Here is a 26,436-nt window from a genome sequence, read left to right as displayed (position 1 = left end):
TTTTAAAACCTCAAAAAAACCCCCACGCGCCGTGACGGTCTGTGCACCCCCCCCCCCCCCCTCCGGGTCCTGACGCCTCAGGTGGCGCCGCTGCCCGTCGGCTGGACCGTGGCCTCGGCGCGGGCGAGCACCTCGTCCACGGCCGCGTCCTCCTTGGCCTTGTTCGGGCCGCCCTGGGTCTTCACGATCGTCCTCACGACGATCGTGAAGAACACGGCCATCACCACCGGGGGCACAAGCGCGGAAACGTAGTCCATACGGACAGAGTAGCCCGGGGCTTCCGCCGCTTCCGGGACGCCCCCTCAGCCGGTCAGCGAACGCTGCGCGGGGGGCGCGGCGGGCTTGCGGCGCGGCGGGAAGACCTCGGACGGCTTCGGGGCCGGGCGGGGCCTGACCGGAGCCTTGACGGGGGTCTTGTCCGGTGCCGGGCGCTTCGGCCCGGCGGGCTCGCCCGACGTACGGCCGCCGGGCAGCGCGAGCAGCCGGGTGCGCGGGCCCGGGGTCACGGCGCGGCCCGCGAGCCGGGCGCGTACCGACTGTTCAGCCAGCGCCCGGCAGCGTCTCAGCAGGGCGTCACCGGACGGCGCGCCGCGCAGGGTACGCAGGGCGGCGAGATCCTCGGGGCGCGGGTCGTAGCCGGCGGCCAGGGCGTCCTGGAGCAGCTCCATGTAGCTGATGGCCGTGCCGGGGAGGGCGTCGCGGTAGCGGGCGAGGTCGGCCAGGAGAAAGGCGCGCAGCCGGCCCGCCTCCGCGATGGTCTCGTCCACGGACTCGGCGAGACGCAGACAGTCCTGGACGTCCTCTTCTGCGACGGGGGTCGGATTGAGGGCGATGGCAAGGGCGCGTCGGAGCACACGCAGCTCATCCGCGCTGAAGGCCATGCCGCCTCGGGAACCGTAGGGCGTAGGCATGGAATGACGATACGTACTAAAGGGACAATATCCGCTTAATGGACCGGTGCGGCGCGGCGGGGAACGGCGGGCTGCGGGGCGGTCACGGCTGCCCCGCAGCGCCTCGTCGCCGCCCCGCCGCGGGGCCTTGCCGCCGGACGACCGCAGCCGCCGTCCCCTGCCGCCGGACGCCTCCGGCCGGGCCGGGCCGCCCTACCGGTTCACAGCCGGGCGACGTTCCGCTCGTACACCAGGCGCAGCCCGATCAACGTCAGCCACGGCTCGTGCTCGTCGATGACGGTGGCCTCGCTGAGCACCATCGGGGCGAGCCCGCCGGTGGCGATGACCGTGACGTCCGCCGGGTCGTCGGCCAGCTCGCGGGCCATCCGGTTCACCACCCCGTCGACCTGTCCCGCGAAGCCGTAGATGATGCCGGACTGCATGGCCTCCACGGTGTTCTTGCCGATCACGCTGCGCGGGCGGGCCAGCTCGATCTTGCGGAGCTGGGCGCCCTTCACGCCGAGCGCCTCGACCGAGATCTCGATGCCGGGGGCGATGACACCGCCGGTGTACTCGCCGCGCGCCGACACCGCGTCGAAGGTCGTCGCCGTACCGAAGTCCACGACGACGGCGGGGCCGCCGTACAGCTCGACGGCGGCGACCGCGTTGATGATGCGGTCCGCGCCGACCTCCTTCGGGTTGTCCACCAGGATCGGGACGCCCGTCCTGATGCCGGGCTCGACCAGTACAGCCGGGACGTCGCCGTAGTAGCGGCGGGTCACCTCGCGCAGTTCGTGCAGCACGGAGGGGACGGTCGAGCAGACCGCGATCCCCTCGATGCCGTCGCCGAGGCCGCGGCCGAGGAGCGGGTGCATCCCCATCAGGCCCTGGAGCAGTACGGCGAGTTCGTCGGCGGTGCGGCGGGCGTCGGTGGAGATGCGCCAGTGCTCCACGATCTCGTCGCCGTCGAACAGGCCGAGAACGGTATGGGTGTTGCCGACGTCGATGGTGAGCAGCATGGGTTACTCCGCCTCGCGCAGGTCGAGGCCGATGTCGAGGATGGGGGACGAGTGGGTGAGCCCGCCGACCGCCAGGTGGTCGACGCCCGTCTCCGCGTAGGCACGGGCCGTGTCCAGGGTGAGCCGGCCCGAGGACTCCAGCAGGGCCCGGCCGCCGACGAGTTTGACCGCTTCAGCGGTCTGCGCCGGGGTGAAGTTGTCCAGCAGGATCAGGTCGGCGCCCGCGTCCAGGACCTCGGTGACCTGGGCGAGGGTGTCCACCTCGACCTCGATGGCCAGGTCGGGGAAGGCGGCGCGGACGAGCTTGAACGCCTCGGCGACCCCGCCCGCCGCGATCACGTGGTTGTCCTTGACCAGGGCCGCGTCGGAGAGCGACATCCGGTGGTTGACGCCGCCTCCGCAGCGCACCGCGTACTTCTCCAGGGCGCGCAGCCCCGGGGTGGTCTTGCGGGTGTCGCGGACCCTGGCCTTCGTCCCTTCGAGTACGTCGGCCCAGGCGCGGGTGGCGGTCGCGATGCCGGAGAGCCGGCACAGCAGGTTGAGCGCGCTGCGCTCGGCGGTCAGCAGGTCGCGGGTGCGGGTGGTGACCGAGAGCAGCTTCTGGCCGGGGGCGACGCGCTCGCCGTCCTCGACGTGCCGCTCCACCTCGAACGCCTCGGTGCAGACGAGCGAGAGCACCGCTTCGGCGACGCGCAGGCCCGCGACCGTACCGGCCTCGCGTGCGGTGAAGTCGCCGGTGGCGACGGCGTCCGCGGGAACGGTCGCGACGCTCGTCACGTCCACTCCCCCGTCGAGGTCCTCGTCGATGGCGAGGTGCGCGATGTCCTCGACCAGGACCGGGTCGAGCCCCGCAGCGGCCAGGAGTCCGGCGAGGGCGGGGTCGAGGCCGCACTCCATGGGGTCGTCGAAGCCGTCGCCGCAGCCGCAGGCGTCGCCGCAGCCGCCCGCCGGTTCGGCGGCGCTCATGTCGTCGCCGATCCGGTGGAGGGGGAGGTCGGGGGTGGTCACGGTCACTGCTCCTGGGGACGCTGAGGGAGGGTCGGGGGGAAGTCGGCGCTCTCCGTGGTGTGCACGGCGAGCGAACGGTCGGGGAGCAGCCGTACGACGAGATGGCGGCGCCAGCCGGTGTCGTCACGGTCCGCGTGGTCCTCGCGCCAGTGGCAGCCCCGGGTCTCCGCGCGGCGCTGCGCTGCGGCGGTCAGGACACGGGCGACACAGAGGAGGTTGGTCGCCTCCCATGCCTCGACACCCGCCTGGGCGGGCTTCAGGGCGAGGGCGGGCAGCGCTTCCGGGGCTCCGGCCGCCGCCGCGTCCATGGCGGCGCCCGCCGCCGCTTCGGCCACCGCCTCGGCCGCTGCCTCCGCCTCGGCGTCGGCCCGGATCGTCTCCAGCCGGTCGGCGGCGCGTGCGAGGCTCTCGGCGGAGCGGAGCACTCCGGCGCCCTCCGTCATGATCCGCTGGATACGGAGCCTGGCCTCGGGCTCCAGGAGCGGGAGCGTGCGGGGCTCCGCCGCGAACACGGGCTCGGGGGCGGGGGGCCGGGCCGCCCGGCCGGCGGTGCCGGCCGCTGCGGCGTCGGTCCCGGGCGCCGCGGCCTCGGCTGCGGTGTGCCCGGCGAGGTCGGCGGCGGTGCTGGCCGCACTGTCAGCGGTGACCCGCCCCGCGGTGGCCGCCGCACTGTCGGCCGCGAGGTCGGCCGCGATGTCGTCGGCGATGCGCTCGGCGAAGACCAGGCCTTCCAGGAGGGAGTTGGACGCGAGCCGGTTCGCGCCGTGCACACCGGTGCAGGCGACCTCACCGCAGGCGTACAGACCGGGGACGGTCGTACGGCCGTGCAGATCGGTGCGGACGCCGCCCGACGCGTAGTGCGCGGCCGGGGCGACCGGGACGGGTTCGGTCACCGGGTCGATGCCGTGGCTGCGGCAGGCCGCGAGGATCGTCGGGAAGCGCTGCTCCCACATCTCGGCGCCGAAGTGCCGGGCGTCGAGATACATGTGCTCGGTGCCCTGCTCCTGCATCCGGCGGGTGATCGCCTTCGCCACGATGTCGCGGGGTGCCAGCTCGGCCAGTTCGTGCTGCCCGGTCATGAAGCGCACCCCGTCGGCATCGACCAGGTGGGCGCCCTCGCCCCGTACCGCTTCGGAGACCAGCGGCTGCTGGCCCTCGGCGTCCGCGCCGAGGAAGAGCACCGTGGGGTGGAACTGGACGAACTCCAGGTCCGAGACCTCGGCGCCGGCCCGCAGTGCGAGGGCCACACCGTCGCCGGTGGAGACGGCCGGGTTGGTGGTGGCGGAGAAGATCTGGCCCATGCCGCCGGTCGCGAGCACCACGGCGGGGGCGCGCACCGCGCCGACGCCGTCGTGCTGGCCCTCCCCCATGACATGCAGGGTGACACCGGCCGTACGGCCTTCGGCGTCGGTGATCAGGTCGAGGACGAGGGCGTTCTCCACGGTGCGCAGCGCGGCGGCGCGGACCGCTTCGACCAGGGTGCGGGAGATCTCGGCCCCGGTGGCGTCACCGCCCGCGTGCGCGATACGGCGGCGGTGGTGGCCGCCCTCCCGGGTGAGCGCGATCCCGCCCGCCTCGTCGGTGTCGAACCGCGCACCGGTCGCGATGAGCCTGCGTACGGCGTCGGGCCCCTCGGTGACCAGGGTGCGGACCGCATGCTCGTCGCAGAGACCGGCCCCCGCGACCAGCGTGTCGTCCAGGTGCTGCCCGGGGGTGTCGCCCTCGCCGAGTGCGGCCGCGATACCGCCCTGCGCCCAGCGGGTCGAGCCGTCGTCGAGGCGTGCCTTGGTCACGACGACGGTACGCAGCCCCGCGGCGGTGCAGCGCAGTGCGGCGGTCAGTCCGGCCACTCCGGATCCGACGATCACGACGTCGGCGTCGATCTCCCAGCCGGGGGCGGGGGCGTGCAGGCGTATTCCGGTTCCGGTCACTGTGGTTCCCCGAAGGTCAGCGGGATGTTGTCGATCAGCCGCGTCGTACCGACCCGGGCGGCGACCGCGAGGACGGCTTCGCCCCGGTGGTCGTCGGCGGCCTCGGTGAAGTCCGACGGGTCGATCACGGACAGATAGTCCGGGGAGAGCCCCGCCTCGTCGGTGACGGCCCGCGCGGCGGCGCGCACGGCCGCGGGGGTGGTGCCGGTGGCGGTGCCGGTTCCCGCGAGGGCGTCCCGGCCCGCGAACAGGGCGCGGGACAGGGCCAGTGCGGAGGTGCGGTCCCCGGTGGAGAGGAAGCGGTTACGGCTGGACATCGCCAGTCCGTCCGGCTCCCGGACCGTGGGGACGCCGACGATACGGACCGGGAAGTCGAGGTCGCGCGCCATCCTCCGTACCAGGGCGAGCTGTTGGGCGTCCTTCTGACCGAACAGCGCGGTGTCGGGGCGGGTGAGGTGGAGCAGTTTGGCGACGACGGTGAGCATGCCGTCGAAGTGGCCGGGGCGCGCCGCGCCCTCGAAGCGCTCGCCCATCGGGCCGCCGGCGATCCGGACCTGGGGTTCGCCGCCCGGGTAGACCTCGTCGGCCGCGGGGGCGAAGACGATGTCCGCGCCCGCCAGTTCGGCCACGGCGAGGTCCGCCTCAAGGGTGCGCGGGTACCGGTCGAGGTCTTCACCCGCGCCGAACTGCAGCGGGTTGGCGAAGACCGTCACGACGACCAGTCCGTCCTCGCCGGCCTGCTCCCTGGCGGCCCGGACGAGGGCGGCGTGGCCTTCGTGGAGGGCGCCCATGGTCATGACGACGGCGCGGGTACGGGGCCGTCCGCCCGTGGACGGCTGGACATCCGTGGACGGCTGGACATCCGTGGACGGCTGGGCGTCCGTGGACGGCTGCACATCCGCGGCGTACCGGGCGTGCAGTTCGGCGGCCGTGTGCAGCAGCGCGGTCGTGGTCATCGGGTCTCTCCGTCCGCGAGGACGCCCAGGAGGTCCTCGGCCAGCTCCGGCTTGAGCAGTCCGTGCGCGAGTGCGCGGTCCGCCGTCGTACGGGCCATCGCGAGGTAGCCGGCGACGGCCTGCGGCGCGTGCTTGCGCAACTCCTCGACGTGCGCCGCGACCGTACCCGCGTCTCCTCGGGCGACCGGGCCGGTCAGCGCGGCGTCACCAGATCTGAGGGCGTTGTCGAGTGCGGCGCCGAGGAGCGGTCCGAGCATCCGGTCGGGGGCGGCGACGCCCGCGACGCTCAGCAGCTCCATCGACTGGGCGACCAGGGTGACCAGGTGGTTCGCCCCGAGGGCGAGCGCCGCGTGGTAGAGCGGACGGGACTCCTCCGCGATCCATTCGGGCTCACCGCCCATCTCGATGACCAACGCCTCGGCGGCGAGCCGCAGTTCGTCGGGGGCGGTCACGCCGAAGGAGCATCCGGCCAGCCGCTGGACGTCCACGGATGTGCCGGTGAAGGTCATCGCCGGGTGCAGCGCGAGCGGCAGGGCCCCGGCGCGCAGCGCTGGGTCGAGCACCCCGGTGCCGAACCGGCCCGACGTATGGACCAGGAGCTGTCCCGGCCGTACCGCGCCGGTCTCGGCCAGCCCCTCCACCAGCGCGGGCAGCGCGTCGTCGGGCACGGTCAGCAGGACCAGCTCGGCGCGGGCCAGCACCTCGGCGGGGGTGACCAGGGGGACGTCGGGGAGCAGCACCGCGGCCCTGCGCACGGATGCGTCGGAGACCCCGGAGGCGGCGACCGGGCGGTGCCCGGCGAGCTGGAGCGCGGCGGCGAGCGCGGGGCCCACCCGGCCCGCTCCGACCACGCCGACGGTGAGCCGCGCGGGGCGGGACTCTGCTGATGCGTTCACGAGGGATCGGCCTTCCGTTCCAGTCCGCGAGGGGTACCGGACGATTTCCCCGTCATGCTACGCCCAGGATTGGGCGGAACTCGTTGGACTGTGCACGGGCCCCGGGCGAGGATCGGCGCATGACTGACGAGGCGGACACCACCGGGGCCGACGGCACCGGGCAGGGCAGCGGGACCGGGAACACGCACGGGAACGGGAACGGAACAGAGCGGGACGGAAGGGCCGGGCAGTCCGGAGCGGAGGGGCAGTCCGGACCTGAGGGACAAGCGGCGCAGAACGGGCAGCCCGGACCGGAGGCGCAGGACGGGCAGGACGACGGCGCGCGCCGGATGGCCGCGCTGCGCGGTGCGAAGCGGGTGCTGTCGCGTCCCTCGACCGTCGCCACGCTGGGCGAGCGGCTGACGGCGCTGGCCGCGGACGCGGGCACGGTGTACGGGCTGGACGAGCCGGTGGACATCTACGGCGGCGGGGTCGTCGCCGAGCTGGAGCAGCGGGTGGCCGCGCTGCTCGGGTTCCCGGCCGCCGCCTTCTTCCCCACCGGCACGATGGCGCAGCAGGTCGCGCTGCGGTGCTGGGCCGGGCGTACCGGCGATCCGGTGGTGGCGCTGCATCCGATGGCCCACCCCGAGCTGCATGAACGGGGCGCTTTCGGGGCGGTGAGCGGGCTGCGTACGGTCCATCCGACGTCGGCGCCCCGGCTGCCCACCGCGGCCGAGGTGCGCGACTTCGACGAGCCCTTCGGCACGCTGATGCTGGAACTGCCGCTGCGTGACGCCGGTTTCGTGCTCCCGACGTGGGACGAGCTGGTCGCGGTCGTCGGGGCCGCCAGGGACCGGGACGCGGTGGTGCACTTCGACGGCGCACGGCTCTGGGAGTGCGGCCCGCACTTCGGCCGCACCCTGGAGGAAATCGCCGGGCTCGCGGACAGTGTGTACGTCTCCTTCTACAAGTCCCTGGACGGCCTGTCCGGCGCCGTGCTCGCGGGCCCCGCGTCACTGGTCGACGAGGCCAGGACCTGGCGCCACCGGTACGGGGGCCAGCTCTTCCAGCAGTACCCGGCCGCGCTGTCGGCGCTGCTGGGCCTGGAGCGGGAGCTGCCCCGGCTGGCCTCGTACGTCGAACACGCGAAGGTCGTCGCGGCGGGGCTGGCCGACGGGTTCCGGGCGGCGGACGTGGACTGGTTCCGGGTCAACCCCGAGGTGCCGCACACCCATCAGTTCCAGGTGTGGCTGCCGTACGCGGCGGATGTCCTCTCGGAGGCGGCGGTCCGGCAGGCGGAGGAGACGGGGGTGGCGCTGTTCCACCGGTTCCATCCCGCGCCGGGCGGGGTGCCGGGGGTGTCGCTGACCGAGGTGACGGTGGCGGCGCCGGGGCTGTCATGGAGTGCGGCGGATGTGGCGGATGCGGTCGGGGAGTTCGTACGACGGCTGGAGTGACGGGCCTGGCCGGGCGGCGCTTCGGGGCGCGGGTGCCCCGGGTGCTCTGGGTGGCCCGGGGTGCCCCGGGACCGCCCTTAGTGACGGGCCGAGGGACTGAGGAGTCGGCGCAGCCACCCGTACCGTCTGCCTCCCGGGTCCGGGCGCCCGGTACGCGAGGTGCCGCGTCCGGTGGGCGGGCGGCCGCATCCGGTACGCAGCTGGTCCCGGATGCCGCCGATGGCCTCCCAGTCGTGCCGGCCGGGCAGGGGCGGCGGCATCTCGCCCCGCTGGGCCGAGCGGTAGGCGTCGAGCATGTGCTGCTGGTGTGCGTTCATGGCCCCACCCTGAGCACCGTCCGGGGTCGCGGGCCCGCCATTTGACGAGGGCCGTCAATCGGCGGCCGGACTGTCGGTGGTGGCGGGCACCATGGGTCCATGAGCGTGGACATCGACATCACGGGTCTGCCGCCCGGGGGGATCACTTTCGAGCCGTCTCCCCTGGCGGAGCTGGGCAATGCGCTGCATGTGCTCTCGGAGCCCGGACACCATCCGGGGCTGCACGGCTGGGCCACGGCGACGGCGGCCGGGCTGGAGGCCGACCTCGCCGGCCGGCTGCACGAGGCGGACTTCCTGTGGCGCAGCACGTTCTCGGACATCTTCATGCCGTTCGCGGGCGCCAGGGGCGGCGGTGGGAGGCCGGGGGCGGCCCTCGCCGAGGATCTGGACCTCCTCGACCTGCTGCCCGACGACGAGTTCGTGACGGTCGCGCTCGAATTCACCTGCTCCGTCACGTACGACACCGGCGGCCCCTCACCGCTCACGGACCCGGGCGTCCGCAGCCGCGCGCTGGATCTCGCGGCGGCCCGCGGTCCCCGGCAGTTCGACTTCACCGGACATCTGCTGAACGACCCGGCCACCGTGCGGGCCTGGATCCGGCGGCTCTTCGAGGACTGCGAGCAGGCGTTCTTCGGCGACACCTGGCGGCGGATACGGATCCAGCTGGCCGCCGACGCCCGGCACAAGACGGAGATCCTGCGGCACAAGGGCCTGGCGGACGCGCTGGCCGCGGTCTCCGCCGCCCTGTCGGTGGACGGTACGGGGACACGGATCAGCGCCGACAAGCTCTCGGAGGGCCGCTCGGCCGCGGTGGGCGCGCCCGCGGGGGACGGGCTCACCTTTGTGCCGACCAGCTTCGGCTGGCCCCATCTGCTGGTGCTGCACCGCCCGGACTGGCGCCCGGTCGTCCAGTACCCGGTCGCCGCTCCCGAACTGCCGTCCCCCGCATCGGTCGAGCTGCTGAAGCGGCGCCTCGACGCGCTGGCCCACCCGATGCGGATACGGATGTGCCGGGGGCTGGCCCGCTCCCCGCACACCACGGGCGAACTGGCCGACTCGCACGGCATCTCCGCGCCGGAGGCCTCCCGCCATCTGACGGTGCTCAAGCGGGCCGGTCTGATCACCACGAAGCGGCGCGGGCGTTACGTACTGCATCAGCTCGACCTCACCGTGGTGGCCCGACTGGACAGCGACTTCCTGGAGGGGGTGCTGCGCTGACCCGGGCGGGCCGGGCCGAACCGGTCCCGGCTGAGCTGCCACGAGCCTGAGCCGGACCGAGTCGACCGGGCTGAGCTGATCCGGGCCGAGCTGCCACCGGCCTGAGCCGGCCCTGAGTTGCCACGGGCCGAACTGGTCCGGCCTGAGTTCCCCCCGGGCCGGCCTGACCCGGCCCGAATCGGCCCCGGCCGCTCAGCGCGCCCCGGAGCCCCCGGCCCGTACCAGGCCCGTCTCGTACGCCATGACGACCACCTGCACCCGGTCCCGCAGCTCCAGCTTGGTGAGGATGCGGCCCACATGCGTCTTCACGGTGGCCTCGGACAGCACCAGCCGCGCCGCGATCTCACCGTTCGACAGGCCCTGCGCGACCAGCAGCATCACCTCGCGCTCACGGTCCGTGAGCCGCTCGACCTCCTTGTGCTGCGGGTCCGCGACCGCGCTCGGCAGCATCGGCGAGAAGCGGTCGAGCAGCCGCCGCGTGGTCGACGGCGCGACCACCGCGTCGCCGCTGTGCACCGAGCGGATCGCCCCGAGCAGTTCGGCCGGCGGCACGTCCTTGAGCATGAATCCGCTGGCGCCCGCCTTCAGCCCGGAGAAGGCGTACTCGTCCAGGTCGAAGGTGGTCAGGATCAGCACCTTCGGCGCGTCCGGGCGCGCACAGATCTGCCGGGTCGCCTCGACCCCGTCCAGTCTCGGCATACGGACATCCATCAGCACCACGTCGACCGCCGTCGACCGGAGGGTGTCGATGGCCTCGGCCCCGTCGCCCGCCTCCGCGACGACCTCCATGTCCGGCTGGGCGGCGAGCACCATCCGGAAGCCGGTGCGCAGCAGCACCTGGTCGTCGACGAGCATCACGCGGATCGCCATCTCGTAGGAACTCCTTCTCATGGGGCGGGCAACAGCCAGTGGGCGAGTCATGGAGCGGGTCATGGGGCGGTTCAAAAACTAGCGGGCGGGCTTGAGCGGCAGCAGTGCACTGATCCGGAAGCCGCCGCCCGGCCGCGGGCCCGCGTCCAGCGTGCCCCCGACCATGCCGACACGCTCCCGCATACCGATCAGGCCGTGCCCCTGACCGTCCGCCCCGCCGTCCTGGTACAGCTCGTGCGCCGCGCCCCGGCCGTCGTCCTCGACCAGCAGGCCGAGCCCGTCGTCGAAGTAGACGAGCCGCACGCTGGCGCCCACGTCGGGACCGCCGTGCTTGCGGGTGTTGGTGAGCGCCTCCTGCACGATGCGGTACGCGGTCAGCTCCACGCCACTGGGCAGCGGCCTCGGCGTCCCCTCGACACGGAAGTCCACGGTCAGACCGGCGACCCTGACCTGCTCGACCAGGTCCTCGATCTGCTGCACATCGGGCTGCGGGACGTACTCGCCGCTCTCCGGCGCGTCACCGGTCCTGAGCACTCCCAGCAGCCGGCGCATCTCGGCGAGCGCCTGGCGGCCGGTGGACGAGATGGTCTCCAGCGCCTGTCTGGCCTGGTCGGGCGAGGCGTCCAGCACATAGGCGGCGCCGTCGGCCTGGACCACCATCACCGAGACGTTGTGCGCCACGACATCGTGCAGCTCCCGGGCGATCCGGGCCCGCTCACCGGCGACCGCCACCTTCGACTGCGCCTCACGCTCCCGCTCCAGCCGGGAGGCCCGCTCCTCCAGCTGGGCGAAGTAGGCCCGGCGGGTCCGCGCGGAGTCGCCGAGCACCCAGGCCAGGACGAACGGGACCGTCGCCACCATCGTGAAGACCGTCTGCTGCACCCAGGTGGGAGTCGGCCCCTCGTGCCAGCGCAGTTGCGCGAGCGTCCCCGCGCACAGTCCGCCGATCAGAGCGAACCGGGAGGCCCAGCGCTTCCCGTCGGCCGCGACGGTGTAGATCAGCACCAGCATGGCGAAGTCGGCGGGCCCCGCCGAGATGTCGAAGACCAGCTGCGCCACCCCCAGCACCGTCACGAGCAGCAGCATCGCCTCGGGCACCCGGCGGCGCAGCGCCACGGCCGTGCAGAGGCCCAGGAAGACGGGGACGGCCTTGACGTCGTATCCGGGCCCCGTGCGGGACGCCTCCCACTGCATCGCGGAGAACCCGAGCAGGACGACGGCCCAGAAGCCGTCGACCAGAGTCGGGTGTCTGCGGATGAAGGCGTAGAGACGCTGCACGTAACCCAGCGTAAAGATGCCGAACAGGTGTAAGGGTCAACCGGAGGACCGATCCGGTCGCCCGGGGAGTACTCCCCAAGGTGGAGACTTGACGCCGTGACTGATGAGTGGCGCGGGTGGCGTGCGGCGACGGAGGCCGCGCTGTACGGGGCGGACGGTTTCTATCTGCGGCCGGAGGGCCCGGCGGCGCACTTCCGTACCTCGGTGCACGCCTCGCCGCTGTTCGCGTCGGCCGTCGCCCGGCTGCTCATGGGTCTCGACATCGCGGAGCCGGCCCTGATCGACATGGGGGCGGGCCGGGGTGAGCTGGTGACCGGGGTCCTGGCCGCGCTGCCCGCCGGGTTCCCGGTACGGGCGTACGCCGTGGAGCGCGCTCCACGGCCGGCGGGGCTCGACGAGCGCGTCGTCTGGTGCGCCGAGCCGCCGGCCGGGGAGCGCGGGCTCCTCTTCGCGAACGAGTGGCTGGACAACGTGCCGGTCGATGTCGCCGAGGCCGACCCCGCGGGGACGCCGCGCTATGTGCAGGTCAGGACGGAGGACGGCGCCGAGCGGCTGGGTGCCCCGGTGACCGGCGCGGACGCCGCGTGGCTCGACCGCTGGTGGCCCCTGGAGGAGCCGGGCACCCGCGCCGAGATCGGCCGCCCGCGCGACGAGGCGTGGGCGGCGGCGGCCGGAACGCTGGAGGCGGGTCTCGCGGTGGCCGTCGACTACGCCCACTTCCGCGGCGCCCGTCCGCCCTTCGGCACCCTCACCGGCTTCCGGGAGGGCCGCGAGGTACGGCCGGTACCGGACGGGAGCTGCGACCTCACCGCCCATGTGGCGCTGGACGCCTGCGTACCGGCAGAGGCCGCCGTATCGCGGGGTGCCTTCGTGCCGCCGGGCGCCACCGTGCGGCCGGATGCCTCGGTACCGCCGGACGCCTCCGTACCGCCTGACGCCTCCGTCCCCGTACCGCCGCACACCCGGCCGCACACCCGGAAGCCGGTCCCGCGCCCCCCGCAGACGACCCTGTGCTCCCAGCGGGAGGCGCTCACCGCCCTGGGGATCAGCGCCGGGCGCCCGCCCCTGGCGCTGGCCTCGACGGACCCCGCGGCCTACGTCAGGGCCCTGGCGGCGGCGGGTGAGGCCGCCGAGCTGGTGGCGCGGGGCGGGCTGGGGGACTTCGGGTGGCTGATGCAGCCGGTGGGCGCGTACGGGCGGGAGGGATACTGGCCCGTATGACGGAGACGACGGTCGGCATCGGCGGCGCCGCGGAGACCACCGACATGGTGCTCAACATCGGCCCCCAGCACCCTTCCACCCACGGAGTGCTCCGCCTCCGGCTCATCCTGGACGGCGAACGCATCCAGCAGGCCGAGCCGGTCATCGGCTATATGCACCGGGGCGCGGAGAAGCTTTTCGAGGCCCGCGACTACCGCCAGATCATCATGCTCGCCAACCGCCACGACTGGCTCTCCGCCTTCTCCAACGAGCTGGGTGTCGTGATGGCCGTCGAGCGGATGCTCGGGATGGAGGTCCCCGAGCGCGCGGTCTGGACCCGTACGCTCCTCGCCGAGCTGAACCGGGTGCTCAACCATCTGATGTTCCTCGGCTCATACCCCCTCGAACTGGGCGGTATCACCCCGGTGTTCCACGCCTTCCGGGAACGCGAGGTGATCCAGACGGTGATGGAGGAGGTCTCCGGCGGCCGGATGCACTACATGTTCAACCGGGTCGGCGGCCTCAAGGAGGACCTTCCCGCGGGCTGGCTCGGCCGGGCGCGGGAGGCCGTCGCCGACGTCCGGTCGCGGATGGACGTGTACGACGACCTCGTACTCGGCAACGAGATCTTCCGGGGCCGCACCCGGGGCGTGGGGGTGCTCTCCGCCGCCGCCGTGCACGCGTACGGGGTGAGCGGTCCGATCGCCCGCGGCTCGGGCGTCGACTTCGACCTGCGCCGCGACGAGCCGTATCTCGCGTACGGCGAACTCCAGGACACCCTGAAGGTCGTCACCCGCGAGGACGGCGACTGCCTGGCCCGCTTCGAGGTGCTGCTGGGCCAGACACACAACGCCCTCGACCTGGCCGACGCCTGTCTCGACCGGCTGGCCGCGCTGGCGCCCGGGCCGGTCAACCAGCGGCTGCCGAAGGTGCTGAAGGCCCCGGAGGGCGAGACGTACGCCTGGACGGAGAACCCGCTCGGCATCAACGGCTACTACCTGGTGTCCAAGGGCGAGAAGACCCCGTACCGCCTCAAGCTCCGCTCGGCCTCGTTCAACAACATCCAGGCGCTGACCGAGCTGCTGCCCGGCACCCTGGTCGCGGACATGGTGGCGATCCTGGGCTCGCTCTTCTTCGTGGTCGGGGACATCGACAAGTAGGCGGGCGGTACGCGGCCCGTACGGACGCGGAGCGGCCCGGATCCCCATCGGGGTTCCGGGCCACGGGCGTTCCGCCGACCGGCGCAACAGGACGGCGCCACAGGACGGCACTACGGACGGCGCTACGAGATCGCGGTACGCAGTACGCCCACGTCGATCTGCTCCGTCTCGTCGTGCTCGGTCAGGTCGATGACCTGGCCGACCCCACGCTCGGCGTCCTTCCCGGCGGTCCCGTCCACGCCGTCGTCCACACCGTCGTCGGGCCCGTCGTCCACGCCGTCGCCGGTGCCCCCGCCGGTCGCGGAGGCCGCCGTCTCGGCGTGGTGCGCCGCGATGGCCTCCGCGCCCACCACGTCCGCCAGGTCCTCGTTCTGCACGGACGCCAGCTGCGCGGGCTCCAGCACCGGAGCGGCCTTCTCAGCTGGGCGCCGCGTGCTCTGGGCGCTCTGCATGCCGAAGAAGTCGAAGCCGCCCACGGGCCGGGGCGCGCGGCCCTGCTGCGGGGTGTACGGAGCGACGGCGGTCGCCGGAACGCGACGCGGAGCCGGGAGAGCCGACTGCGGGCGCGCGTGCTCAGCGGCGGCCGCCTCCGGCTTCCCCGCCGGCTTCGCCGCCTCCCGCTGTTCGGTCTGCCGCCGCTGCTCGCGCTGGGCCGCCGCGTTACGGCTGAGCGAACCGAGGGCCTGGGCGGCCTTCGCGTACGCGTCGGGAGTCGGCGTGGAGCGCGCGGCCGGCAGCGCGGCGCGCGGAGCCGCCGGGGCAGCGGCCTCGATCGCCAGCAGCCTGCGGCCCTCCAGCGCACCGGCCCGCTCGGTCTCGGCGGTCGCGTACCGGCGCAGCAGCGCGGCGTGCTCCCCGCGCAGCCCGGCCAGTTCGGCCCGCTTGGCCCGCAGCTTCGTCTCCAGCCTGACGCGCAGTGCGCGCGACTCCTCCAGGTCGCCCTCCAGTTCGGCGGTGCGCTCCTCGGCCCGCCACTCCTCGGCGGCCCGCGACCGGGTCAGTTCGGCGACCCTGCGGCCCGCCACCCGGTCCCAGCTGCGCATGAGGACCGCACCGGTCACCGCGGCGACCGCCGCGGCAACGACCAGGCAGCGGAGCACCAGGGGATCCGCGAACAGCCAGGCACCGGCGGCGAGAAGGAGCGACACACCGGCTACGGCCGAGGGCTGGAGAAGCCGGTGCAAGGGTGGGGAATGGCGGTGGCGTCCACGTGGCATGGCTCGAAATTTACCGTGCGTGTGCGCTCAATGGATGACCGCACCGGGATTTGTTCCCCAGCGGTTACCTCGAAGGGATACCCAGAAGGGTTATCGGCAACGGTTCAGTCCGGTGCTTCCCGCCATTCCCCGGTGAACCGGCTAGTTGATCAAGCCCTTCGACTTCAGATAGTCCTTCGCGACGTCGTCGGGCTTCGCCCGCTCGGAGTCGACCTTGCGGTTCAGCTGGATCAGATCGGCGGTCGTGAGCGCCGATGTGAGCTTGGCGAGAGCGGCGGCGATCCCGGGGCTCCCCGCGTCCTTGGCATTCACGACCGGCAGCAGATTGTCCGCGTTCTGCAGCTTCTTGTCGTCCTGGAGCAGGACCAGTCCGTAGGTGTCCAGGGTCGCGTCGGTCGTGGTGGTGAGCACCAGCTGATCGGTGCCGTCCTTCACCGCCTGCTTGGCCTGCGGGGTACCGACGCCCTTGGGGTCGATGCCGGTGACGTCGATGCCGTACTTCGACTTCAGGCCCGGTGCGCAGAACGGCCGCACCGTGCATTCGTCACCCGCCGCGATCTTGACCTTCGCCTTCGACCTGCCCAGATCCGAAAGGGTCTTGAGCTTGTTCTTCGCGGCGAATTCCTTGGTCACCGCGAAGGCGTTCTGGTCGACCGCCCGGCCTGCCGGAAGGACCTTCAGCCCGCGCGGCCCGGCGAGCTTCCGCAGGGCGGCGACCGTCGCCGCGACATCACCGGAGGCGACGGGCTTCTTCTCGGCCTGCTTGGCGCCGTTCGTCTTGGCGTTGAGGAATTCCGCGAGGGTGGCCGCGTATTCCGGTACGACGTCGATCTGGCCCTTCTCCAGGGACGGTTCGTACAGTTCGCGGTTGTTCACCGAGGTGACCGAGGTCTTGTATCCGGCGTGGGCCAGCACCTGGCTGTACAGCGCGGCGAGCACCTTCGACTCGGTGAAGCCGGCCGCGCCCACGACGAGCGAGCCCTTCTTGCCCGAACCGGAAGCGGCGCTCGGACCACCGCCGTTCTTGTCCTTCTCCAGGCTGTCGCCGCCGCACGCCGCGAGGGAGCCCGTCAGAGCCACCATGCCGAGCACGGCGCCCGCTATGCGCGAGGTCTTGATCATGAGGTCCACTCCAAGTGACAGGTGATTGCGGAACGTTCGGGACGGGGAGCGCGGTGGCGGAGGCGGCGGACGCCCTCAGGCCGCGGCCCTGCGACGCGGGTCGAGCAGCCGGTCGGCGGCGACCAGCAGCCCCTCCACGACCAGGGCCAGCGCGGCGACGAGCAGCGCGCCCGCCACCACCTGCGCGGTGTCGTACGTGTTGAACCCGGCGGTGATGATCCGGCCGAGACCGCCCCCGCCGGTCATCGCGGCCAGCGTCGCCGTGGCGATCACCTGGACCGCTGCCGACCTCAGCCCGGTCATGATCAGCGGATAGGCCAGCGGAAGCTCGACCCGCAGGAAGAGCTGACGCCCCGACATCCCCATCCCCCGGGCCGCCTCCACCACCGACCGGTCCACCTCGCGCATCCCGGTGTAGGCGTTGGTCAGCAGCGGCGGCACCGCGAACAGCACCAGGGCGATCACGGTCGGCAGATCGCCGTACGAGCGCAGCGGGGTCAGCAGCAGCAGCGCCAGCACCGCGAACGTCGGTATCGCACGCCCGGCGTTGGACAGGTTCACGGCCAGGGCGCCGCCCCGGCCGATGTGGCCCAGGCGGAGCGCGACCGGCAGCGCGATGAGGCACGCCAGCGCGAACGCGATGCCGCTGACCGTCAGATGCTGGGCCAGCCGGTGCCCGGCACCGCTCTCCCCCGACCAGTGCGACCCCGTGGTCAGCCAGGTCCAGGCATCGGTCAACTCACCCATGATCAGACCACCTCAGCCGTCTCTGCCGTCTCGGCTGTCTCAGCCGTCCCGGCCGACCGGGCCGACCGCGGCGTCCGTATTCGGGTCCAGGGCGTGAGCAGCCGCTGGACGCGGAGCAGCAGCACATCGGCCAGGACGGCCAGCAGCACACAGAGCACGGACGCGGTCAGCACCTGCGCCTTGAAGAGGGTCGGCAGCGCGTCCGATATGAGATTGCCGAGCCCGCCCTTGCCGACGATCGAGCCGACCGTCGTCAGCGCCACCGTGGAGACCGTGGCGATCCGCACCCCGGCGAACAGCGCGGGCAGCGCCAGCGGCAGCTCGACCTCCCAGAGCAGTCTGGCCGGTCCGTACCCCATGCCCCGCGCCGCCTCTCTCGCGTCCTCGGGGACGGCGGCGAGACCGGCCAGGATGTTCCGTACGAGAATCGTCAGCGAATAGAGCACGAGACCGGTGACCACCAGGGCGGCCGACAGGCCGAACCACGGCAGCAGCAGCGAGAACATCGCCAGCGACGGCACCGTGTAGAGCACGGTCGTCAGCCCCAGCACCGGTCCCGCGAACACCCGCCCGCGGCGGGCGAGGAGCGCCAGCGGGAAGGCCACCACGAGCCCGATCGCCACGGACACCGCGGTGATCCAGATGTGCTGGACGATCGCGTCGGTCAGCTCCTGGCTGCGGGATGTGACGTACTCCCAGCAGAGCCAGTCGTTCCTCGCCATGCAGTTCTGCCCGCTCATCGCACCCCGCTTCCCGGCCCCCGCCGTGCTCCGGACCTGTCCGGATCCGTCGGCCCGGCCCCCGTCGGCCCGGCCCCCATCGGTTTCCTCAACTCAGTGGCGACCCTAACCCCGGCCACTGACAATGCCGGGATCCGTCGTACTGCAGCAACATGGCCTTCACAACCGGCCCGTCACAATGGGGAATCATGATCCGATTCGAAAACGTCACCAAGCGGTACGACGACGGCACGACCGCCGTCGACAACCTCTCCTTCGAGGTGGCCGAAGGTGAACTGGTCACGCTCGTCGGCCCGTCCGGCTGCGGCAAGACCACCACGATGAAGATGGTCAACCGGCTCATCGAGCCGACCGGCGGCCGGATATACGTCGGCGGGGACGACATATCCGCCACCGACCCCGTCGAGCTGCGCCGCCGGATCGGCTATGTGATCCAGCAGGTCGGCCTCTTCCCGCACAAGACGGTGCTGGACAACACCGCGACGGTCCCGCATCTGCTGGGCGTCAAGCGGGCCGCCGCACGCGCCAGGGCGGCGGAGCTGCTGGACCTGGTGGGGCTCGACCCGGCGGTCCACGGCAACCGCTACCCCGACCAGCTGTCCGGCGGCCAGCGCCAGCGGGTGGGCGTGGCAAGGGCGTTGGCGGCCGACCCGCCCGTCCTGCTGATGGACGAGCCGTTCGGCGCGGTCGACCCGGTCGTGCGCGAGCATCTGCAGAACGAGTTCCTCGCGCTCCAGAAGTCCGTACGCAAGACCGTCCTCTTCGTCACCCACGACATCGAGGAGGCGGTACGGCTCGGCGACCGGATCGCGGTGTACGGCCAGGGCACGATCGAGCAGTTCGACGCCCCGGCAGCGGTGCTCGGCGCGCCCGCGACGCCCTGGGTGGCGGACTTCGTCGGCGCGGACCGCGGCCTGAAGCGGCTCTCCGTCACCCCGATCGAGGCCGGTGACCTGGAGCAGCCCCCGGTCGTGCACCTCGACGACCCGCTGCCCGCCACGCTGCCGGGCTGGGCGGTCGTCCTGGACCGGGACGAGAATCTGCACGGCTGGATCTCGGCGGAGCACGCCGCCACGGCGAAGGGGACGGTGGGCGAGCACGCCCGCCGGATGGACGCCCGGCTGCCCGTCGGAGCCTCGCTCAGGCAGGCCCTCGCCACCATGCTGCAGCACGACGCGGGCTGGATCGCGGTGACCGGCGAGGCCGGGGCCGGCCGCTTCCTGGGGGTGCTGACCCCTGCCCGGCTGCATGAGGCGCTGCGCCGCTCCACCGCTGCCGACGCCCGGGAGATCCCGCGCGACGAGGTGGAGCTGGAGACCGTCAGCGGCCGGTGAGCCGCCCGCTCAGCCACTCCATGCCCGCGGGGATCTCGCGGCGCCAGGTGTTGAAGTTGTGCCCGCCGCTGGTGAGGGTGATCGACGACAGCCGGGTGGGCGGCTTCACCTTGGCCATGAAGCGCATCGTGCTGCGGTAGTTCCCCTCGCCCTTCTTGCTGGTGGTGACGAGGAGCGAGGTGGGCGGGGCGGGCCGGTGGTCCAGGCTCCACATCAGGTCCGCGCGCCGCCGCTCCGGGCCGTTGCCCTGGAAGAGGTCGCCGGTCGTCGGGTCCTCGGCCGCCCGGTAGTAGGCGGAGAGCCCCGCCCCTGCCCCGTACACGCCCGGGTGATGGACCGCCAGTTTCAGTGCGCAGTAGCCGCCGGTCGAGTCCCCTATCGAGCCCCAGTTGAGCGGTCCGGCGCCGACCCGGTACGCGGCCCGTACGGCCCCCGGGAGGTCCTTCGCGAAGAAGGTCTCGCTCTGCGGTCCGCCCTTTATGTCCACGCACTCGGTGTCCCTCGGCGGGGCCACCGTCGGCCGCAGCATCACCAGCACCATCGGCCGCATCTTCCCGGCCTTCAGCTGGTCGAGTTCGGTCCGCGGGTAGTGGAGGCCGTGGATCAGGTTCTCCGCGGTGCCCGGGTAGCCGGTGAGCACGACAGCCGCGGGGAACGTTCGCTTCATGTACGCCGGCTGGAAATACTGCGGGGGCAGATAGACGTAGGCGGAGCTGGCTATCTTCGACGCGCGGCCCTGGATCACGACCTTCTGTATCTGCCCGGCGACCTCCGGCTTGGTGCCGCCGGGGACATCAAGACCCGTCCTGGTCACCACCCGGACGTCATGGCTGCCCGCGTCGTGGTCGACGACCACGCCCGGGGTCTGCTCCTGCCCGAAGAGGTCGGCCCACGACCCGTAGAAGAGGAAGGAGTTGTTGGCCATCAGCCCGACTGTCGCGAAGACCGCCACCTGGGTCGCGAGGAAGAGTCCGATCCGGCCGGCCACCGCACGGCCGGACCGCCGTGCGAGCCGCGGCCAGAGCCATATCGTCGCGGCGAACAGGGCGATGGCCAGCAGTGCGGCGAGCGCCAGAACCTTGTGGCTGGTGAGACCCATGGGGAGCCGAACTTTCTGCGGAGTTTTTACGGAGAGTTTTTTTACGGAGCCGATGAACCCGCGCCCCGTAATTGCCGTCCTAGAGGACACAAAATGTCCGGGTGCTGCGCCGAATTCGGCGACCGGCGGACACTGAACCTCTTGTGGAGCCGTGGGAAGCGATGTCTGTGCCGGTAGATGGGGAAAAGTCGGTAATGGTTCCGAAGAGTGTCCGACGGATCTTCCGGGGCCCCCGCCCCGAGACCGTCCCCTCCCTGGTCGGGACGGCCTGTACGGTCGTCGGCCTGCTCGACATCGCCGGCGGGGCCTTCCCCCGGTTCCGGCACAGCCGGATGCATACGGTCGCCGAGGTGCTGCCCGGTGCGCTGGGGCCGTTCACCGCGGCGCTCGCGCTCTGCGCCGGGGTGCTCCTGCTGCTCCTCGCCCATGGCCTCAAACGCCGTAAACGCAGGGCCTGGCGGGCTGCGGTGGTGCTGCTTCCCATCGGCGCGGTGGCGCAGTTCGGCTACCGGCACTCGATCGTCGGGGCGGTGATCTCGCTGGTGCTGCTGACCCTGGTCGTACGCCACCGCACCGAGTTCGAGGCGCTGCCCGATCCGCGCAGCCGGTGGAAGGCGCTGGCCAACTTCGTGGTGCTCGGGGCGGGATCGCTGGGCCTCGGCCTGATCATCGTCAGCGTCCATCCGGGCCGGGTCGTCGGCAGCCCCAGCATCGCCGACCGCCTCCAGCACGTGCTGTTCGGGCTCTTCGGCTTCGAGGGCCCGGTCGAGTACCAGGGCAACACCTCCTGGACCGTCGCCTACTCGCTCGGCTCCCTGGGTCTGCTCACCGCCGTCACCACCATCTATCTGGCCTTCCGGCCCGAACACCCGGCGGCGCGCCTCACCGACGAGGACGAGAAGCAGCTGCGGGCCCTGCTGGAGAAGCACGGCGCCCGTGACTCACTCGGCCACTTCGCGCTCCGCCGCGACAAGGGCGTCGTCTTCTCGCCGAGCGGCAAGGCGGCCGTCTGCTACCGGGTGGTGTCCGGGGTGATGCTCGCCAGCGGTGACCCCATCGGTGACGTCGAGGCGTGGCCCGGCGCGATCGAGCGCTTCATGGACGAGGCCAAGCTGCACTCCTGGACCCCCGCGGTGATGGGGTGCAGCGAGACCGGCGGTGAGGTCTGGACCCGCGAGACCGGTCTCGACGCACTGGAACTCGGGGACGAGGCGGTGGTGGATGTCGTGGATTTCTCCCTCGCCGGACGAGCGATGCGCAACGTACGCCAGATGGTGAAGCGCATCGAGCGCGGTGGCTACGAGACGCGGGTCCGGCGCGTTCGTGACGTGAGCGACACCGAGCTGGAGCGCATCAGGGGGGCCGCCGCGGCCTGGCGCGGTACGGACACCGAGCGCGGCTTCTCGATGGCGCTCGGCCGGATCGGCGACCCGGGCGACGGCGACTGCGTCATCGCCACCGCCCACAAGGCGGACGGGCCCGACTCCCCTTTCGGTGACCTGAAGGCGATCATCCACTTCGTGCCGTGGGGCAAGGACGGCATGTCCCTCGAACTGATGCGCCGCGACCGCGCGGCCGACCCCGGCATGAACGAGCTGCTGATCGTGGCGGCCCTGCAGGCCGCCCCCGGCCTCGGCGTCGAGCGGGTCTCCCTCAACTTCGCGATGTTCCGCTCGGCGCTGGCCCGCGGCGAGAAGATCGGCGCGGGCCCGGTCCTGCGGGGCTGGCGCGGGCTGCTGGTCTTCCTGTCCCGCTGGTTCCAGATCGAGTCGCTGTACAAGTTCAACGCGAAGTTCCAGCCCCGCTGGGAGCCGCGCTTCGTGGTCTTCCGCAACACCGGCGACCTGCCGCGCATCGGCTTCGCCGCGATGCAGGCGGAGGGCTTCGTCAATCTGAGCCTGCCCTGGCCGTTCTCCCGCCGGGAGCGGGTGGCCGAGCGGCCCTGTACCCACCTCAAGGGCGCGGCAGGCGAGAGCGGGGCACGGGCGGCGTGACCCGCCCGGCCCGGCGGCCCGCGCCGGAGAACATCCAGTACGCGGGCGTGCGTGCACCGGGTCGGACGGCGTGCGCTGACTGATCCACCGGGGATACGGGACAGCCCTTAGGCTGGGGGCATGAGTACGTTGCACGGGCGGGGCCGGGTGGCAGGGCTGCCGGAGTGGGACCGCTGTGCGGTCATGGGCGTCGTCAATGTGACGCCCGACTCCTTCTCCGACGGCGGCCGCTGGTTCGACACCGGCGCCGCCGTCAAGCACGGCCTGGACCTGGTGGCGCAGGGCGCCGACCTGGTCGACGTGGGCGGTGAGTCGACCCGCCCGGGTGCCAGCCGGGTCGACGCCGACGAGGAGCTGCGCCGGGTCGTGCCGGTCGTACGGGGGCTGGCCTCCGAAGGCGTCACCGTCTCCGTCGACACCATGCGCGCCACCGTCGCCGAGCAGTCGGTCTCGGCCGGTGCCGTCCTGGTCAACGACGTCAGCGGCGGGCTCGCCGACCCCGCCATGGTCCCGGTGGTCGCCGCCGCGGGAGCCCCGTTCGTGGTGATGCACTGGCGCGGGTTCAGCGAGTCGATGGCCGCACGCGCGCACTACACGGACGTGGTCGCCGAAGTCCTCGCCGAGCTGCGCGCCCGGGTGGAGGCGGCGGTCGCCGGAGGCATCGCACCCGAGCGGATCGTCGTGGACCCGGGCCTGGGCTTCGCCAAGGACGCCGAGCACGACCTGGCGCTCGTGGCCCACCTGGCGGATCTGCGCGCGCTCGGTCACCCGCTGCTGGTCGCCGCATCCCGCAAACGTTTCCTCGGCCGGGTGCTGGCCCATGAGGGCGCCGCCCCGCCGCCCGCCCGCGAGCGGGACGCCGCCACCGCCGCGGTCTCCGCGCTCGCCGCCCACGCGGGCGCCTGGGCCGTCCGGGTCCATGAGGTACGGGCCACGGCCGACGCGGTCCGCGTCGCACGCGCCGTCGAGGGCGCCGCATGACCGCGGCCACCGACGTGGAAGAGGTCGAGCTCGCCAACACGGCCTTCTACGAGACGATGGAGCGCGGCGATTTCGAGACGCTGTCCACTCTCTGGCTGGAGGACGAGATCTCCTGCGTCCACCCCGGCTGGCCGGTGCTCTCCGGGCGCGGTGACGTCCTCAGGTCGTACGCGCTGATCATGGCGAACACCGAGTACATCCAGTTCTTCCTGACGGATGTGGTGGTGAACATCGCCGACGACACCGCCCTGGTGACCTGCACCGAGAACATCCTGAGCGGCGGCCCCGCCGAGGAGGCGGGCGAGCTGGGCCCACTGGTCGGACAGCTCGTGGTCGCCACCAACACGTTCCGCAGGACGCCCGACGGCTGGAAGCTCTGGTCCCACCACGGCTCGCCCGTACTCGCCGAGACCGGCGAGGGCGAGGACGGCGAGGGCACGGCCGAGGGCGACGAAACACCCGCCTGAGTGGGCGTGCCCCTCCATAGGGTTCAGCCGCGCAGCCGCGGGTAGGGGCGAATATCACTCAGCCAGAACCACGACCGGCAGCCCCCGTGACGGGGTGCTGTCGGTGGCCGCAGGTAGATTCGAATATGTGGGCCACGCCGACCGCATTCGGCGCGGGCCCGCCTACCGACGAACAGCAGGAGTGATTCGCGTGGACCGTGTCGCGCTGCGCGGCCTCAAGGCCCGTGGGAACCATGGCGTCTTCCCGAGGGAACGCGCGGAGGGCCAGACCTTCATCGTGGATCTGGTGCTCGGCCTCGACACCCGCCCCGCGGCGGCCGACGACGACCTGGCGAAGACCGTGCACTACGGCGTGGTGGCGGAGGAGGTCGTCGATGTCGTCCGGGGCGAACCGGTCGATCTGATCGAGACCCTGGCGGAGCGGATCGCCCAGCAGTGCCTCAAGCACGAAGGCGTCGAGGAGGTCGAGGTGGTCGTGCACAAGCCGGATGCCCCGATCACCGTCCCCTTCGACGACGTGACCATCACCATCATCCGGAGCCGAGTATGACCGTGTATCCCAGCGAGCCGCAGAGCGACCCGACCGTTCAGCCGGTACCGGCCTCCGTGGTCGCCCAGGTCGACGCGGCCGATGTGACGCTGTCCAATCCCCAACGGGCCGTGATCTCCCTCGGCGCCAACCTCGGCAACCGCCTGGAGACCCTCCAGGGCGCGATCGACGCCCTGGAGGACACCCCTGGCCTGCGGGTCAAGGCCGTCTCCCCGGTGTACGAGACGGAGCCCTGGGGCGTCGACCCCGGCTCGCAGCCCTCGTACTTCAACGCGGTGGTCGTCGTGAAGACGACGCTGCCGCCCGACTCGCTGCTGGAGCGCGGCCAGGCCATCGAGGAGGCCTTCGACCGGGTGCGCGAGGAGCGCTGGGGCCCGCGCACCATCGACGTGGACATCCTGGCGTACGCGGATGTGGTCTCCGACGACCCGGTGCTCACGCTCCCCCACCCCCGCGCGCACCAGCGGGCGTTCGTCCTGGTGCCGTGGCACGACGTGGATCCGGCGGCCGAGGTGCCGGGCCGCGGCCCGGTCGCCGAGCTGCTCGCGGCGGTCGGCAGCGAAGGCGTACTGCCCCGCGCGGATCTGGAACTCTGCCTGCCCGAGTAGCCGTTAGCCTCTGTGGGACCGGGAAGAGCAGGGACCGCAAAGAGCAGAGTGAAGAGCAGGGTTACGTGAAGCAACTACGGTTCGGTGTACTGGCCGGCCTGTTCGTCGTCGCCGGAGTGCTCTCCTGGGCGGGCGCCCGGCTCTGGAACACGGTGGGCACCCTGCCGAGCGTGCCGCTCGCGGCGCCCATCGTGCTGGGCGCCATCGCCGTGGTGCTGCTCGCCACGGCGCTCTCGCTCCGCGCCCGGCTGCGGGCCCAGCGGGAGCGCCGTCCCGGCGCGAAGGGCGTGGACCCGATGATGGCGGCCCGCGCGGTGGTCTTCGCCCAGGCCAGTGCGCTGGTGGCGTCGCTGGTCTGCGGGATGTACGGCGGTACGGGCGTCTATCTGCTCAGCCACCTGGACGACCCGGCCCGCCGCGACCAGGCGATCTATGCGGGCTTCTCCGTGGTCGCGGGGGTCGGGGTGGTGGCCGCGGCGTTCTTCCTGGAGCGGGTCTGCAAGCTCCCGGACGACGAGGACCAGGACGGCCGGGGCGCGGCCGCCTGACCGCGTGCTGACGGCCGGGACCGGGCCGCACCGGCCGGGCCGAGGCGATGAGCCTGCCCCGAAAGCGCTGCCCTGACCGGGCCTGACCAGCGGCCGGCCAGGCCGGGCCAAACCGGCCGCCGGCCCGCCCGGGTCAGCGGGCCATGATCAGGCTCATCGCCTCGGCCCGGGTCGCCGGATCGCGCAGCTGGCCGCGGACCGCCGACGTGATCGTCTTCGCTCCCGGCTTCCGGACCCCGCGCATCGTCATGCACATGTGCTCGCACTCGATGACCACGATCACCCCGCGCGGCTCCAGTATCTTCATCAGCGACTCCGCCACCTGCGTGGTCAGCCGCTCCTGGACCTGGGGGCGCCGGGCGTAGACGTCGACGAGCCGGGCGAGCTTCGACAGACCGGTGATCTTCCCGTCGGACGACGGGATGTAGCCGACATGGGCGACCCCGGTGAACGGCACCAGGTGGTGCTCACAGTGGCTCTGCACCTCGATGTCCTTGACCAGGACCATCTCGTCGTGACCGAGGTCGAACGTCGTCGTCAGTACGTCCTCGGGCTTCTGCCGCAGCCCCGCGAAGATCTCCTTGTACGCGCGCGCCACCCGGGCCGGCGTCTCAAGCAGCCCTTCGCGGTCGGGGTCCTCCCCCACGGCGATGAGCAGCTCCCGTACGGCATTCTCGGCCCGCTTCTCGTCGAACTCGCGGATCTGGCTCGCGCCGTCCAGCGTTATCGGGTCGGTCATCTGTGCCTCGCTCCTGAAAGAAAATGCCGCCGGGGCCCACCGCGCCGCCAGGGGGGGGGGGGAGGGGGTGAGGGGGGGGGGGCGCGGCGGGCGGGGGGGGGGGGGGGGGGG

At 72.5% G+C, this 26,436-nt stretch carries 27 protein-coding genes; 11 read left to right on the top strand and 16 right to left on the bottom strand.

What is annotated here, in order from left to right; genetic code table 11:
* Nucleotides 1-77 precede the first annotated feature (77 nt).
* The 7 genes from ACFXBC_RS28155 to ACFXBC_RS28125 all read right to left on the bottom strand — a co-directional run bounded on the left by ACFXBC_RS28155 (nucleotide 78) and on the right by ACFXBC_RS28125 (nucleotide 6,700).
* Complete coding sequence (locus tag ACFXBC_RS28155; protein WP_385030341.1) at nucleotides 78-257, bottom strand: hypothetical protein; 180 nt, start codon at nucleotides 255-257, stop codon at nucleotides 78-80.
* A gap of 45 nt (nucleotides 258-302) precedes the next feature.
* Nucleotides 303-881 (bottom strand): hypothetical protein, encoded by a 579-nt coding sequence (locus ACFXBC_RS28150; RefSeq protein WP_385030362.1) that lies wholly within the window; start codon nucleotides 879-881, stop codon nucleotides 303-305.
* Between the two features lie 230 nt (nucleotides 882-1,111).
* Entirely contained in the window at nucleotides 1,112-1,909 is a 798-nt protein-coding gene (locus tag ACFXBC_RS28145) for a type III pantothenate kinase (protein WP_164267894.1), read from the bottom strand.
* Nucleotides 1,910-1,912: 3 nt separating this feature from the next.
* The gene (gene nadC, locus ACFXBC_RS28140) at nucleotides 1,913-2,875 is read right to left on the bottom strand and encodes a carboxylating nicotinate-nucleotide diphosphorylase (RefSeq protein ID WP_385030359.1); all 963 of its coding nucleotides are present in this window, start codon (nucleotides 2,873-2,875) and stop codon (nucleotides 1,913-1,915) included.
* 44 nt (nucleotides 2,876-2,919) lie between these two features.
* A complete protein-coding gene (locus ACFXBC_RS28135; protein ID WP_385030338.1) occupies nucleotides 2,920-4,848 on the bottom strand; it encodes an L-aspartate oxidase in 1,929 nt (642 codons plus the stop codon).
* Nucleotides 4,845-5,804 carry a pantoate--beta-alanine ligase gene (gene panC / locus ACFXBC_RS28130; protein ID WP_385030335.1) on the bottom strand — a complete coding sequence of 320 codons (960 nt, stop codon included), beginning with the start codon at nucleotides 5,802-5,804 and terminating at the stop codon, nucleotides 4,845-4,847. Before panC ends, ACFXBC_RS28135 begins: the two co-directional genes overlap by 4 nt.
* Complete coding sequence (locus ACFXBC_RS28125) at nucleotides 5,801-6,700, bottom strand: Rossmann-like and DUF2520 domain-containing protein (RefSeq protein WP_385030332.1); 900 nt, start codon at nucleotides 6,698-6,700, stop codon at nucleotides 5,801-5,803. Before ACFXBC_RS28125 ends, panC begins: the two co-directional genes overlap by 4 nt.
* A gap of 329 nt (nucleotides 6,701-7,029) precedes the next feature.
* Between ACFXBC_RS28125 and ACFXBC_RS28120 the strand changes: the two genes are divergently transcribed.
* Nucleotides 7,030-8,136: a threonine aldolase family protein gene (locus ACFXBC_RS28120; RefSeq protein ID WP_385030357.1), complete on the top strand. Its 1,107-nt coding sequence runs from the start codon at nucleotides 7,030-7,032 to the stop codon at nucleotides 8,134-8,136.
* 77 nt (nucleotides 8,137-8,213) lie between these two features.
* Here ACFXBC_RS28120 and ACFXBC_RS28115 read toward each other — a convergent pair whose 3' ends face one another.
* The gene (locus ACFXBC_RS28115; protein WP_385030329.1) at nucleotides 8,214-8,453 is read right to left on the bottom strand and encodes a hypothetical protein; all 240 of its coding nucleotides are present in this window, start codon (nucleotides 8,451-8,453) and stop codon (nucleotides 8,214-8,216) included.
* A 105-nt stretch (nucleotides 8,454-8,558) separates the two neighbouring features.
* On the opposite strand from ACFXBC_RS28115, the gene ACFXBC_RS28110 reads away from it, so the two are divergent.
* Nucleotides 8,559-9,671, top strand: a complete 1,113-nt coding sequence (locus tag ACFXBC_RS28110) for a DUF5937 family protein (RefSeq protein ID WP_385030354.1) — start codon at nucleotides 8,559-8,561, stop codon at nucleotides 9,669-9,671.
* 192 nt (nucleotides 9,672-9,863) lie between these two features.
* Here ACFXBC_RS28110 and ACFXBC_RS28105 read toward each other — a convergent pair whose 3' ends face one another.
* Together ACFXBC_RS28105 and ACFXBC_RS28100 are read right to left on the bottom strand one after the other, a co-directional pair.
* Nucleotides 9,864-10,541, bottom strand: a complete 678-nt coding sequence (locus tag ACFXBC_RS28105) for a response regulator (protein ID WP_385030326.1) — start codon at nucleotides 10,539-10,541, stop codon at nucleotides 9,864-9,866.
* A gap of 78 nt (nucleotides 10,542-10,619) precedes the next feature.
* Nucleotides 10,620-11,819, bottom strand: coding sequence for a sensor histidine kinase (locus tag ACFXBC_RS28100; protein WP_385030323.1), 1,200 nt, complete (start codon nucleotides 11,817-11,819; stop codon nucleotides 10,620-10,622).
* A gap of 96 nt (nucleotides 11,820-11,915) precedes the next feature.
* On the opposite strand from ACFXBC_RS28100, the gene ACFXBC_RS28095 reads away from it, so the two are divergent.
* Together ACFXBC_RS28095 and ACFXBC_RS28090 are read left to right on the top strand one after the other, a co-directional pair.
* Nucleotides 11,916-13,040 carry an SAM-dependent methyltransferase gene (locus ACFXBC_RS28095; protein ID WP_385030320.1) on the top strand — a complete coding sequence of 375 codons (1,125 nt, stop codon included), beginning with the start codon at nucleotides 11,916-11,918 and terminating at the stop codon, nucleotides 13,038-13,040.
* Complete coding sequence (locus tag ACFXBC_RS28090) at nucleotides 13,037-14,179, top strand: NADH-quinone oxidoreductase subunit D (RefSeq protein ID WP_385030317.1); 1,143 nt, start codon at nucleotides 13,037-13,039, stop codon at nucleotides 14,177-14,179. The genes ACFXBC_RS28095 and ACFXBC_RS28090 overlap by 4 nt, the downstream gene beginning before the upstream one ends.
* A 122-nt stretch (nucleotides 14,180-14,301) precedes the next feature.
* On the opposite strand, the gene ACFXBC_RS28085 is transcribed toward ACFXBC_RS28090, so the two are convergent.
* From ACFXBC_RS28085 to ACFXBC_RS28070, 4 genes are all read right to left on the bottom strand, one after another.
* Nucleotides 14,302-15,396: a hypothetical protein gene (locus ACFXBC_RS28085; protein ID WP_385030314.1), complete on the bottom strand. Its 1,095-nt coding sequence runs from the start codon at nucleotides 15,394-15,396 to the stop codon at nucleotides 14,302-14,304.
* Nucleotides 15,397-15,537: 141 nt separating this feature from the next.
* Nucleotides 15,538-16,518, bottom strand: a complete 981-nt coding sequence (locus tag ACFXBC_RS28080; protein ID WP_385030311.1) for an ABC transporter substrate-binding protein — start codon at nucleotides 16,516-16,518, stop codon at nucleotides 15,538-15,540.
* Nucleotides 16,519-16,593: 75 nt separating this feature from the next.
* Nucleotides 16,594-17,265, bottom strand: coding sequence for an ABC transporter permease (locus ACFXBC_RS28075; protein ID WP_385030308.1), 672 nt, complete (start codon nucleotides 17,263-17,265; stop codon nucleotides 16,594-16,596).
* Nucleotides 17,266-17,267: 2 nt separating this feature from the next.
* Nucleotides 17,268-18,005, bottom strand: coding sequence for an ABC transporter permease (locus ACFXBC_RS28070; RefSeq protein ID WP_385030305.1), 738 nt, complete (start codon nucleotides 18,003-18,005; stop codon nucleotides 17,268-17,270).
* A 188-nt stretch (nucleotides 18,006-18,193) separates the two neighbouring features.
* Between ACFXBC_RS28070 and ACFXBC_RS28065 the strand changes: the two genes are divergently transcribed.
* Nucleotides 18,194-19,339, top strand: coding sequence for an ABC transporter ATP-binding protein (locus ACFXBC_RS28065; RefSeq protein ID WP_385030302.1), 1,146 nt, complete (start codon nucleotides 18,194-18,196; stop codon nucleotides 19,337-19,339).
* On the opposite strand, the gene ACFXBC_RS28060 is transcribed toward ACFXBC_RS28065, so the two are convergent.
* A complete protein-coding gene (locus ACFXBC_RS28060; protein ID WP_385030299.1) occupies nucleotides 19,326-20,438 on the bottom strand; it encodes an alpha/beta hydrolase in 1,113 nt (370 codons plus the stop codon). The genes ACFXBC_RS28065 and ACFXBC_RS28060 overlap by 14 nt on opposite strands.
* 194 nt (nucleotides 20,439-20,632) lie before the next feature.
* Between ACFXBC_RS28060 and ACFXBC_RS28055 the strand changes: the two genes are divergently transcribed.
* The 6 genes from ACFXBC_RS28055 (at nucleotide 20,633) to ACFXBC_RS28030 (ending at nucleotide 25,586) form a co-directional block, all read left to right on the top strand.
* Complete coding sequence (locus ACFXBC_RS28055; protein ID WP_385030296.1) at nucleotides 20,633-22,432, top strand: phosphatidylglycerol lysyltransferase domain-containing protein; 1,800 nt, start codon at nucleotides 20,633-20,635, stop codon at nucleotides 22,430-22,432.
* A gap of 120 nt (nucleotides 22,433-22,552) precedes the next feature.
* Nucleotides 22,553-23,413: a dihydropteroate synthase gene (folP, locus tag ACFXBC_RS28050; protein WP_385030293.1), complete on the top strand. Its 861-nt coding sequence runs from the start codon at nucleotides 22,553-22,555 to the stop codon at nucleotides 23,411-23,413.
* The gene (locus ACFXBC_RS28045; RefSeq protein ID WP_385030290.1) at nucleotides 23,410-23,880 is read left to right on the top strand and encodes a nuclear transport factor 2 family protein; all 471 of its coding nucleotides are present in this window, start codon (nucleotides 23,410-23,412) and stop codon (nucleotides 23,878-23,880) included. The genes folP and ACFXBC_RS28045 overlap by 4 nt, the downstream gene beginning before the upstream one ends.
* A 190-nt stretch (nucleotides 23,881-24,070) precedes the next feature.
* Nucleotides 24,071-24,430: a dihydroneopterin aldolase gene (gene folB, locus ACFXBC_RS28040; protein WP_385030287.1), complete on the top strand. Its 360-nt coding sequence runs from the start codon at nucleotides 24,071-24,073 to the stop codon at nucleotides 24,428-24,430.
* Entirely contained in the window at nucleotides 24,427-25,038 is a 612-nt protein-coding gene (gene folK / locus ACFXBC_RS28035) for a 2-amino-4-hydroxy-6-hydroxymethyldihydropteridine diphosphokinase (protein WP_385030284.1), read from the top strand. The genes folB and folK overlap by 4 nt, the downstream gene beginning before the upstream one ends.
* A gap of 65 nt (nucleotides 25,039-25,103) precedes the next feature.
* Nucleotides 25,104-25,586, top strand: coding sequence for a DUF3180 domain-containing protein (locus tag ACFXBC_RS28030; protein WP_385030281.1), 483 nt, complete (start codon nucleotides 25,104-25,106; stop codon nucleotides 25,584-25,586).
* A 133-nt stretch (nucleotides 25,587-25,719) separates the two neighbouring features.
* On the opposite strand, the gene folE is transcribed toward ACFXBC_RS28030, so the two are convergent.
* Nucleotides 25,720-26,325 carry a GTP cyclohydrolase I FolE gene (gene folE, locus ACFXBC_RS28025; RefSeq protein WP_385030278.1) on the bottom strand — a complete coding sequence of 202 codons (606 nt, stop codon included), beginning with the start codon at nucleotides 26,323-26,325 and terminating at the stop codon, nucleotides 25,720-25,722.
* Between the last annotated feature and the right edge of the window lie 111 nt (nucleotides 26,326-26,436).

Source organism: Streptomyces sp. NPDC059398 (genome assembly GCF_042751845.1).
Lineage (GTDB): Bacteria > Actinomycetota > Actinomycetes > Streptomycetales > Streptomycetaceae > Streptomyces.
The sequence above is the reverse complement of the archived record's forward strand: the minus strand, read 5'-3'. Positions and strand labels throughout refer to the sequence as shown.

Coding starts and splice junctions, on each gene's coding strand:
- ACFXBC_RS28090 (WP_385030317.1), top strand. CDS start 13,037: ATGACGGAGACGACGGTCGGCATCGGCGGCGCCGCGGAGACCACCGAC.
- ACFXBC_RS28120 (WP_385030357.1), top strand. CDS start 7,030: ATGGCCGCGCTGCGCGGTGCGAAGCGGGTGCTGTCGCGTCCCTCGACC.
- ACFXBC_RS28065 (WP_385030302.1), top strand. CDS start 18,194: ATGATCCGATTCGAAAACGTCACCAAGCGGTACGACGACGGCACGACC.
- ACFXBC_RS28155 (WP_385030341.1), bottom strand. CDS start 257: ATGGACTACGTTTCCGCGCTTGTGCCCCCGGTGGTGATGGCCGTGTTC.
- ACFXBC_RS28085 (WP_385030314.1), bottom strand. CDS start 15,396: ATGCCACGTGGACGCCACCGCCATTCCCCACCCTTGCACCGGCTTCTC.
- ACFXBC_RS28045 (WP_385030290.1), top strand. CDS start 23,410: ATGACCGCGGCCACCGACGTGGAAGAGGTCGAGCTCGCCAACACGGCC.
- ACFXBC_RS28080 (WP_385030311.1), bottom strand. CDS start 16,518: ATGATCAAGACCTCGCGCATAGCGGGCGCCGTGCTCGGCATGGTGGCT.
- folK (WP_385030284.1), top strand. CDS start 24,427: ATGACCGTGTATCCCAGCGAGCCGCAGAGCGACCCGACCGTTCAGCCG.
- folP (WP_385030293.1), top strand. CDS start 22,553: ATGAGTACGTTGCACGGGCGGGGCCGGGTGGCAGGGCTGCCGGAGTGG.
- ACFXBC_RS28105 (WP_385030326.1), bottom strand. CDS start 10,541: ATGGCGATCCGCGTGATGCTCGTCGACGACCAGGTGCTGCTGCGCACC.
- ACFXBC_RS28115 (WP_385030329.1), bottom strand. CDS start 8,453: ATGAACGCACACCAGCAGCACATGCTCGACGCCTACCGCTCGGCCCAG.
- nadC (WP_385030359.1), bottom strand. CDS start 2,875: ATGAGCGCCGCCGAACCGGCGGGCGGCTGCGGCGACGCCTGCGGCTGC.
- ACFXBC_RS28070 (WP_385030305.1), bottom strand. CDS start 18,005: ATGAGCGGGCAGAACTGCATGGCGAGGAACGACTGGCTCTGCTGGGAG.
- panC (WP_385030335.1), bottom strand. CDS start 5,804: ATGACCACGACCGCGCTGCTGCACACGGCCGCCGAACTGCACGCCCGG.
- ACFXBC_RS28150 (WP_385030362.1), bottom strand. CDS start 881: ATGGCCTTCAGCGCGGATGAGCTGCGTGTGCTCCGACGCGCCCTTGCC.
- ACFXBC_RS28055 (WP_385030296.1), top strand. CDS start 20,633: ATGGTTCCGAAGAGTGTCCGACGGATCTTCCGGGGCCCCCGCCCCGAG.
- folE (WP_385030278.1), bottom strand. CDS start 26,325: ATGACCGACCCGATAACGCTGGACGGCGCGAGCCAGATCCGCGAGTTC.
- ACFXBC_RS28060 (WP_385030299.1), bottom strand. CDS start 20,438: ATGGGTCTCACCAGCCACAAGGTTCTGGCGCTCGCCGCACTGCTGGCC.
- ACFXBC_RS28145 (WP_164267894.1), bottom strand. CDS start 1,909: ATGCTGCTCACCATCGACGTCGGCAACACCCATACCGTTCTCGGCCTG.
- ACFXBC_RS28075 (WP_385030308.1), bottom strand. CDS start 17,265: ATGGGTGAGTTGACCGATGCCTGGACCTGGCTGACCACGGGGTCGCAC.